We start from the raw sequence: 8,766 nt of genomic DNA on the forward strand, positions 1-8,766 counted from the left end.
TTGAGGCGAGTATGGCGCGGAAACCGCTTGGAAATCGTGACCGGGCACTCAAGATGACGTTTGCGAGTTGACGCTTGACTGATCAATTTGGTTGCCAGTCGCGGATGGTTTAGAGGGACGACTGTTCCAGAACCTTAAAAGCGTTCAAATATCCCGGGATAGTTGAATTGATGGCTTGGTGACCCGTTGTCAGGACGACGTCTTTCGATACAGATTTTAACGACGCTCCCACACTTTGCGGTTGCCCGACGACCGCGGCATGAGCTGCTGACGCAATTCGAACCACGGAATCCTTCGGTGAATCCTTTCACGCGCATATGGCAGTATTTCTTCAGCAAGCCTACCGACCGTCCCACCAGCAAGTTTGTAGACTTGGCGCCAACGAGCAATGCCGATCAGACGGGGATCTACCATGAGGCGCTTGAGTTCGCCACGAACAACAACGAGGTGCTGAACATTGCATTGACCGGTCCCTACGGCTCGGGAAAAAGCAGCGTCATCAAGTCCTTCCTGTTGAAGTACCAAAGACCTAAGCTTGAATTGTCGCTGGCATCCTTCCTGCCGGAAGGAGAGGTTCCCGGGGTGCGCGTCAGCAAACAAGAAATCGAACGAAGCATCCTGCAGCAAATCCTGTACGGCGCAGGATCAAACAAGCTCCCGCTATCTCGCTTCAAAAGGATTCAGATCCCGGAGAAATGGTCCGCAGCCAGCTCACTAGCTGTATGCACAGGGCTTTTTTGCCTCTGGTATATCGTCACCAATCATTCCAATGTCATGTCCGGGAAGTTCTTCAAGCCGTTCGAACTGTCCAACTGGTTCAACATCGTCACGTTTGCATTCGGATCCCTATTCGTTTGGCGGCTGGTCCACACGGCATACCTGAAAAGCTTGGGACTTTCCCTGAAGAGCATTTCCCTCAAGGATATCCAGATCGCACCGGAGGCCGCCGACGAGGAATCTATCCTCAATCGTCACCTCGACGAGATCATCTACTTCTTTCAGTCCACCGAATACGACCTGGTCGTCATTGAGGACCTGGATCGTTTCGACAATCCCGACATCTTCGTGACTTTGCGGGAAATCAATGCGCTGGTGAACGAGAACGCCGACATACATCGGCGCATCCGGTTCCTCTACGCTCTCCGAGACGACATATTCATCAACACGGACAGGACCAAGTTCTTCGAATTCATCGTTCCCGTCATTCCGGTGATCAACCATTCCAACTCGATCGATAAAGTCCTCGAGCACACTCAGCGCATCGATCTCGATCGGCGGCTTGATCGGCGTTTCGTTCGCGAGGTTTCCCGATATCTCAGTGATTTGAGACTGATCGCGAATATCTTCAACGAGTACGTGATCTACGCGTCCAATCTCCGGGCAGACGGAGATGGCGCACTGGATCCAAACAAGCTTCTTGCCGTCTTGATCTATAAGAACGTCATGCCAAAGGACTTCGCCGCTTTGCACCGTCAGGAGGGGGCGCTGTCCAAAGTGCTGAACCGATACGACGAATTCGTCGAGAAGTCGGGAGAAGCTATCCGTTCGCAGCTGAAAGAGATCGAAGCAGACCTATTGCGCAGCGATGAGCAGTTCGTTCGGCATCTCGCTGAACTCCATCGCATTTACGCCATGGCGATGGTGGAACGCATTCCGCAGTTCTTCACACATCTGCACACAAATTTCGGCCAGATAGCGCTCGCTGCCCTCCCTCAGCATCCCCAATTCGAGGACCTGTTCTCACAACCTCCAATGACAGTGACGAACAACGCTGGCCAGCAATCACGTGTCGATCTTCGCGGGATAGAAGCGGCGGTCGATCCAAATTGGACCTTCGCCGAACGCAAGACGCAAATCGAGCACAAGTCTTCCGATCATCGGGAGAAGGTGGAAAAGAGGTCTCAGGAACTCAAGGCTGAGCTGTCTTTGCTTCGGACAAGGAAATTCCACGAGGTGGTGAGGGAAAGCGCCGCGCTGATCGAAGAGGTTTTTGCAGAGGTTGGCGAGAGCCGAGATCTCCTGAAATTCCTCATTCTCGAAGGTTATTTGGACGATACCTACTATCAGTATACCTCGCTGTTCCATAGCGGGCGCCTGTCCCGCAACGACAATCAATTCCTGATTCAGATCCGCAGTTTCAACAATCCCGAACCCGATTTCCAACTGGACAGCATCTCGGAGGTAATCGCCTCGATGCGCGAGGATGATTTCGGGCGCACGTATGTCCTCAACCGATTCATCATCGATGGTTTGCTGGGAAATACCAAGGAGCACGCGGCCAAAATCACCAGCGCACTCGAATTCATCGCCAGCCACGTCGACGACTGCAAGGACTTTTTCCAAAGCTACTACGCGCGCGGCGCGCATGTGGATCGATTGATTTCCACGCTCATCCGGAGATGGCCAGCTTTTATAGTAGTCGCCTTGAGAAGCGATCTGGCAGTATCGCACGCGGCAAGAATCCTTACCTACGCTCGAAATGGTGCGATCAAGCAGGGGACTCCCGCTGGCTTCACGTTGGCGCGCTTTGCATCCCAAGAACTGAGCAGGATTCTCGCCGAAGGCGTAGACTTCGATCTGAGCATACTAGAGGCTCTAAACATCCAGGTCGCAGATGTGCCAGCCATCGCTGACCATCACCATGTGGTCTCGTACATCGCGGCAGAAGGGCTCTACCGAGTTTCTCCAGCAAACATTCGGCTCGTTATGGAACAGGTCGTCAAGTTCCCAACGCCAGGTGATCTGGAGAGAAAGCACTTCACCTCGCTGCGCGAAGCCAACTATGGTCCGCTCCTGAAGCGCATCGGCTCCAATTTTGAGGCCTATGTCCAAGACGTCTTGCTGAAACTCCAGAACAACACAGATGAAGATCTGCCAGCGATAATCGAGGTGCTGGGCCACGATGAGGTACCTATCGAGCTTCGTTCGGAATTCCTCAGTTTGCAGACAACAACTTTCCCGTCGTTCGTGGACGTTCCGGTCGCGTTCCACGCCGCACTCCTCACGGAACAGAAGATTGACAGCACCTGGGAGAATTGCCTGGCGTTTCTCACTAGCGAGGCGTTCACCTCGGAAGTTCTAACGGACTACCTTCAGAGTGAAGCGAGCAAGGGCCTGTCTCGGCAGGCGATACCGAATACGAAAAATGCATTGTCGTTGCGAAAGTTTGTCATTGAGAACGATGCGCTACCTGACGAGATCTACAGGCTATATGTCCGCAAACTGCCTTTGCCCTTTACAGCTCTGCCCGATGTCGAAGCGAACAAGATCAGAATCGTAATCGAGGAGCGCAGAGCGGTTTTCTCAGTCGATAATTTCACCAAGATCGACGGTGATGACCTAAAGGCACTTTTCATCGAGTTGAACTTCGAGGACTACAGAAAGAAGCGAACCGAGTTTTCGATCGGTGCCCAAGTGCTCGAAAGGCTTCTGAATTCCGATCTTGCCGACAGTCAGAAGATGGCAGTCGTGGGGGACATTGACCCTGAGCTCGTTTCCGAGAACTCGTCGCTTGCCGCTGCCATCGGCCCTGTGCTTAATCGGTCAAAGATCAAGGCGAAAAGTTACGGATCGGATTTCGTTCGCGCAGTCATCCTGAATTCCCATCCGGAATCGCTCCAGATATCGTTGTTCAATAAGTTGCACTCTGTACTTACCAACGTCGAAGTGCGTGATGTTCTCCAAGGATTGCCCGCGCCGTACTGCGACATAGCCATCTACGGCAGGGCGCCTAGGATCGACAGCGATTCGGCCAACGAAGGATTCGCTTCGTGGCTGAAGGAGAGGAAGATCATCTCGTCATTCGGGCCAACGTTGTTCAGTGGCGGCATCCGGATTAGCACATTCCGGAAAGAACCCACGGGGGAGTAGAAGAGTTGGCAACAACCTTGCGGGGCGCTTGGCCCAAGGGTCAACTACGATCATGGTCGAAGAGGTTTGCATGAAATCGGTCCTCGGCATCGACGCAGCCTGGACAGAGCGCGAGCCCAGTGGCGTTGCTCTGATTGCCGATAGTGGATCCGGCTGGCGGTTGGTACAAGTCGCAGCCTCCTACGATGCATTCATGCTGCCTGCTTCGATTGCGGATCCTGTCTTGCGACATCGAGGTTCGATACCCGAAGCGGTGGCACTCCTCGGGACCGCCAGTCAAAAGGTCGGCGCCCCAGTAGATATCGTCGCCGTCGACATGCCACTCTCCATGACGCCAATTGTCAACCGCAGAGCGTCAGACAATCAGATCTCGACAGCATACTGTGCCCGGCACGCCAGCACCCACACGCCGAGTGTGACGCGTCCGGGCAGGCTGAGTGACGATCTCCGACTGGGTTTTCATGCCGCCGGGTATCCACTTGCAGTCGCTGAACCCAAGGGCAGGGCAGTCATTGAGGTCTATCCGCATCCCGCCCTGATCGAACTCGCAGCCGCCGAACGCAGGCTGCCGTACAAGATCTCGAAGATCGGCAAGTATTGGCCGGAGGTCGCCCCTGCTGTGCGCAAGGCTAGCCTACTCGAGACATGGCGCCAGATCGTCGGGCTTCTTGATGCCAGGATCCAAGGCGTCGCGCATGCCCTGTCGCTACCTCCTGTCACCGCACGAGGACATGAGTTAAAGGCATTCGAGGACGTGCTCGATGCAATCGTATGCGCTTGGGTTGGCGCCTGCCTTCTGAACGGACGCGCTAAAGCGTATGGGGACGAGTTGTCCGCAATATGGGTGCCTGAGGTTCGGTAGCCCCAAGGTGGATCTTCCGGAAGTCGGCTCTAATCTCGGGCCTCAACGATCACGTCCAAGAAATCCCGGATGTCAACGCTGGGATATATAGAAAATCTATCGCCAATCGCATAAGTGACGATCCATCGAAACGAAGATGCCTGTCGGACGCGCCGTCGCGGACTATTGAGAACACCGGGGATCGCTTAATCTGTCTGGCTCAACGCTCAAACGCGTACCGATGGTCGACGGCGACCTTGCGCGTCTCCCCAGGCAGGCCCCAAGTCAGGAGATTACATACGTCTCTGGGAGTGTAGGTATAGTCGCCGAGGCGAGCGCTCCACCATTGGATCAAGGGATCCGAGAGCGTCCGAACACCGTTGGTGAGTTCTTCGTATGTGAAATCGCGAGGCACGCTGGTCTCTCAAGATGGTGAGCAACCGTGTACACATACAACCCCGAGAATTCATTAATCGTCGTGGAAGATGATGCAGATGTGCGCCTTGATCGTAAGGATTGATGCATAAGTCCTTTGAGAAGCGTTAGAACGATTCTCACAGGGAAATTGCTTTTTTTATGCGAATGCCGAGAGCGGTTCGATGGCGGCGCAGCCCTCGGCGCCGCGCGACATGGAAGTGAAATCCGAGATAGCTTCGATGAAGCGAGTTGGCGATCCTAGCCAAAGTCAATGCGCCATCGATAGCAAAGTCGACAGAAATCTCTAGCACGGGCATCTCGCGCTTTGGCTCTGCAGAAGTGGCCAGGCGTGAAAAGACCCACCAAATGTGCGGAATCGGCAGGGGGATGGTCTCAGAATTGGCGTCAGTCCAACATTATGGGTGCACAGTCCAAAAATGCGTGGCGAGAGTCCAAAAATATTAGGCGACGCTTAGACGTTTCTGCAACAGCGCAACCTATAATTGCAAAAGTGGCGTAATCTATCTTATGGAACTCGCTCGTGTGTCGGGCCGATCGATCGCACAGACGTCGCTTACGATCATTTGGAAATGAAGTTTCTCAATACGTAGCTCAACGCGTTCAGGCGCTATCGGATGAGGCCAACGAAACCGAGGGCGCTCGACCTCTTCAGCGACCGCCCTCTCATCCCCTGCGCGCCCATCTTCGCGGGAAAGCGCGACGGAAGTCCCCAAGCAATGCGATGTGACATGTACGGCAACAGACAGAGTCGCTAAGCCGTTGATCGCACTTTCGTTAATCACCATATATGTGCAAACGATCACATAGTGGACATCATGGTAAGTCGGCTCCGAAAAACGCTGACCGTGCAGCAACGCGCGGCCGCATTCGAACATACGAACAAGATTGCGATGGAAGCAGCGGAAGATGAACGTCGCCGCCGCGAGGAGAAGAACGAGAGGCTCCGAAAGCTCCGCCTGGGCGAAGCACACCGTGTCACGGGACAAGCCGACGCGCCCAATTCCGAGATAATGCCGGAGAAATAATTTCGTTCAACGGCTCTACTGCCGCTTTTCGCTAAGGCTTGTTCTTGAGCGGCATGTCCTGCAGAATCAGTTGCTTCGCGGTTCCCTTCTTCCATCCGTCGGCCATGGGATCCGGCTGCGGCGCCGACTTCGCCAAATCGGACCGTGCGCTTCTGGTCTCCGTGGTGCTGACGCCGAGCGCCTCGTCGCGCCTCTCGATCATCGCCGGCTTGAGCTGTCCGTCGGCCGTGAAACCCATCATCAGTTGCGGAAGGCCAGTGGGCAGCGACGAATTCTTGTCGATCTGCCAAGTGTGCCAGCTTTTTCCGTAGGTGGAAACGAGGCTGGCGATTGCCGTGTGTTCGACAGCTCCCGGAATGCCTGGCATCACCAGCTCGCCGGACGTGGTCTCGTGCCGATGACTGTGCCAGAGCGGCTTTTCGTCGTCAGGCAGCGTCTTGAATAGGCGCTCAGAAACGATGTACTCGATACCGATAAGCCGAGACTCCGGTTTGCTTCCGTCGTAGATCACGCATTGGAAGAAATCCTCGTTGACGTGACTACAATAATGATGCGCCTCGATCTGCCTGCCCATGTCGTCGGCGTAAAAGTGGAAGCCATTCAAATACATGTTGATGGCGCTGATTGGACTGTCGTTCTGAAGCAAGTCCGCGCCTATACCGAGCATCGTGCTTTTGGTTGATTTCTCGGCGCCCGGAATGTGACCGTGGTTTGGCTGCTGCTGGGCAAGGGCGCGGCCGCAAGAACACCCGATCGCGGTTGCGGCCGCAGTAGCGAGCGCGAAGAAGCCCCGGCGGTCGGGGTGGAGAGGATTTCGGAACATGCTGTCCTCCAGCTTTGAGGAGCTCGAACCCCGGGCGGAGGCGAGAGTTCCGTCCCTGCTGGAAATAAACAGCGGTGCGTTCAGCCATGCCGCCGCAAGGATCTGTAACGGGCTCGACCCGCTGCTAGACCGTTGGCGAAGCTCACGCTATCGCACTTCGGGCGTGGAGGCGGTGGCCAGAGGTACCATAGCACTTTCGTTGCGCAGAAGCGCGGCGAGATCAGCGGGGAATTGCATCCGGTCGATGCCGAGCAACTCTCTCCGCCTTCGCGCTCGGATCGCGACGAGTGACCAGTCCTTCATGCTGCTTGTCCGAACGCTTCGAAACCGGTCGGGAAAATCTCGTCAAAGTCGTTCGTCGTAATTATCGATGCAGCAGCTCGATGGAGGACCGTGAGCGCTCGAACAGTGAGCGACACTGGAAGCACAGGGAGCCAATGAAGGACGATCGACGCTGCTCGACAAGCTCGTCCTTCATAAGCAAGCCTCCATCAAAAGACGTTGCTGTTCTTCAGGTCCTCCGTAGGCATCTTTGGCAAACTCCTCCATCGCCTCACGGTCGCGTATCGTGATCAAGCTTCGTTCTGCCTTGATGAAGCGGTTTCCTTCCAGAATGTGCAACGCAGTGGTGACGCTCGGACGTCTCACAGCTAGCATTATTGCCATGAATTCATGGGTCAGCGGCAGCTGGCGACCTTTAATCCGATCGTCGCACATAAGCAGCCAGCGCGCCAAGCGCTCACTGACCTCGTGAAGAGCATTCGACGCCGCAGTGTGTGACAGTTGAATGGTGAAGGCAGCGACGGAGCGTTGAACGAGGGTTCGAAAAGCCTTGTTCGTGTCTATCAACGTCACGAAGATGTCGAATTCCAGCCGGTAGGCTCCGCCCTCGATCTGAGCAATTACCTCATGCGGGCTCTTACGTATGCCTGCCGCGGCATGTGCAGGAACATATCCTTCGAACCCGAAGAGACCAGCCTCCGCACGATTGCCTTCCGCTGTCACCACCACGACCGAGCCTATGCCGCTCACAGGGAAATGGACGTGATCAACCGGTTCCCCTTGTCTCGCGAGCACCGCGCCTTTGGGCAGGTCGCAGAATTCCAGATAGGGAGCGACTGCTTGATAATCGGCTTCCGGAAGCCTTGCCAGAAGCCTATTTGCCATAAACGATTGTTGAGGAGCGGCCATTTTGCGCCTTCCATTGCTGTAACGGGTGCCCGCGCATCCCGCATTTAGCCCAACGCTGCCATTGGAGACAGTGAGCAATGGTAGGGTCATTTTCGGAAAGTTCAAACGAACTGTGCGGAAGGGTGCAAAGCAGTCGAAACGGTCAAGCCACAAAGCGCCGCGAACGCGCAAGCCTGCTCAGACGACTGAACTTCGGCGCCGAAGGCCGATGAGGGCGGGAATATTCGGAGGAATGTGGTGGAGGCTGGATCTGACTACCCCCACCTTTTCCTTGTTGCTACGACTGCACCGATCTCTGAAAGACCCGTCCAAGCCGCTCGGCAAATCGGCGGGGATCTGCTGGCCGATCGCCATCCAGAATGCGCGCCTGGTCAAGCAATAAGAACGCGGCGTCCTCCTGATAGGGGGCATCACCCTCCACGCTCGCAATCGCTTTGATCAAGGGGTGCATCAAATTGATCTCCAGGATCGGCTTGGCCGCATCTTGAAGACGACCGGCGTTTCGCAGGATTTTTTCCATCTGCCTGTCATAGCCGTCTTCGGGCGCTACGAGGCAGACCGCACTCTCCGTCAGACGG

General features: G+C 55.3%; 5 protein-coding genes and 1 pseudogene. 3 read left to right on the forward strand and 3 right to left on the reverse strand.

The window, feature by feature from the left end; translation table 11 throughout:
- Nucleotides 1–297 precede the first annotated feature (297 nt).
- The 3 genes from HFO71_RS32545 to HFO71_RS32555 all read left to right on the forward strand — a co-directional run bounded on the left by HFO71_RS32545 (nucleotide 298) and on the right by HFO71_RS32555 (nucleotide 6,174).
- Nucleotides 298–3,870 (forward strand): YobI family P-loop NTPase, encoded by a 3,573-nt coding sequence (locus HFO71_RS32545; protein ID WP_221988882.1) that lies wholly within the window; start codon nucleotides 298–300, stop codon nucleotides 3,868–3,870.
- Nucleotides 3,871–3,940: 70 nt separating this feature from the next.
- Complete coding sequence (locus HFO71_RS32550) at nucleotides 3,941–4,732, forward strand: DUF429 domain-containing protein (RefSeq protein WP_168340420.1); 792 nt, start codon at nucleotides 3,941–3,943, stop codon at nucleotides 4,730–4,732.
- A gap of 1,223 nt (nucleotides 4,733–5,955) precedes the next feature.
- Complete coding sequence (locus HFO71_RS32555; protein WP_041472615.1) at nucleotides 5,956–6,174, forward strand: hypothetical protein; 219 nt, start codon at nucleotides 5,956–5,958, stop codon at nucleotides 6,172–6,174.
- A 31-nt stretch (nucleotides 6,175–6,205) separates the two neighbouring features.
- Here the strand turns inward: HFO71_RS32555 and HFO71_RS32560 are convergent, their stop codons facing one another.
- From HFO71_RS32560 to HFO71_RS32570, 3 genes and pseudogenes are all read right to left on the reverse strand, one after another.
- Nucleotides 6,206–6,997, reverse strand: coding sequence for an OBAP family protein (locus tag HFO71_RS32560; protein ID WP_168256109.1), 792 nt, complete (start codon nucleotides 6,995–6,997; stop codon nucleotides 6,206–6,208).
- A gap of 474 nt (nucleotides 6,998–7,471) precedes the next feature.
- Complete coding sequence (locus HFO71_RS32565; protein WP_131661644.1) at nucleotides 7,472–8,188, reverse strand: Crp/Fnr family transcriptional regulator; 717 nt, start codon at nucleotides 8,186–8,188, stop codon at nucleotides 7,472–7,474.
- Nucleotides 8,189–8,465: 277 nt separating this feature from the next.
- Nucleotides 8,466–8,766 (reverse strand): annotated as a pseudogene (locus HFO71_RS32570) (molecular chaperone HtpG); the annotation flags it as partial.

The sequence above is a fragment of the Rhizobium laguerreae genome (assembly GCF_019778565.1).
Taxonomy (GTDB): domain Bacteria; phylum Pseudomonadota; class Alphaproteobacteria; order Rhizobiales; family Rhizobiaceae; genus Rhizobium; species Rhizobium laguerreae.

Coding starts and splice junctions, on each gene's coding strand:
- HFO71_RS32560 (WP_168256109.1), bottom strand. CDS start 6,997: ATGTTCCGAAATCCTCTCCACCCCGACCGCCGGGGCTTCTTCGCGCTC.
- HFO71_RS32550 (WP_168340420.1), top strand. CDS start 3,941: ATGAAATCGGTCCTCGGCATCGACGCAGCCTGGACAGAGCGCGAGCCC.
- HFO71_RS32565 (WP_131661644.1), bottom strand. CDS start 8,188: ATGGCCGCTCCTCAACAATCGTTTATGGCAAATAGGCTTCTGGCAAGG.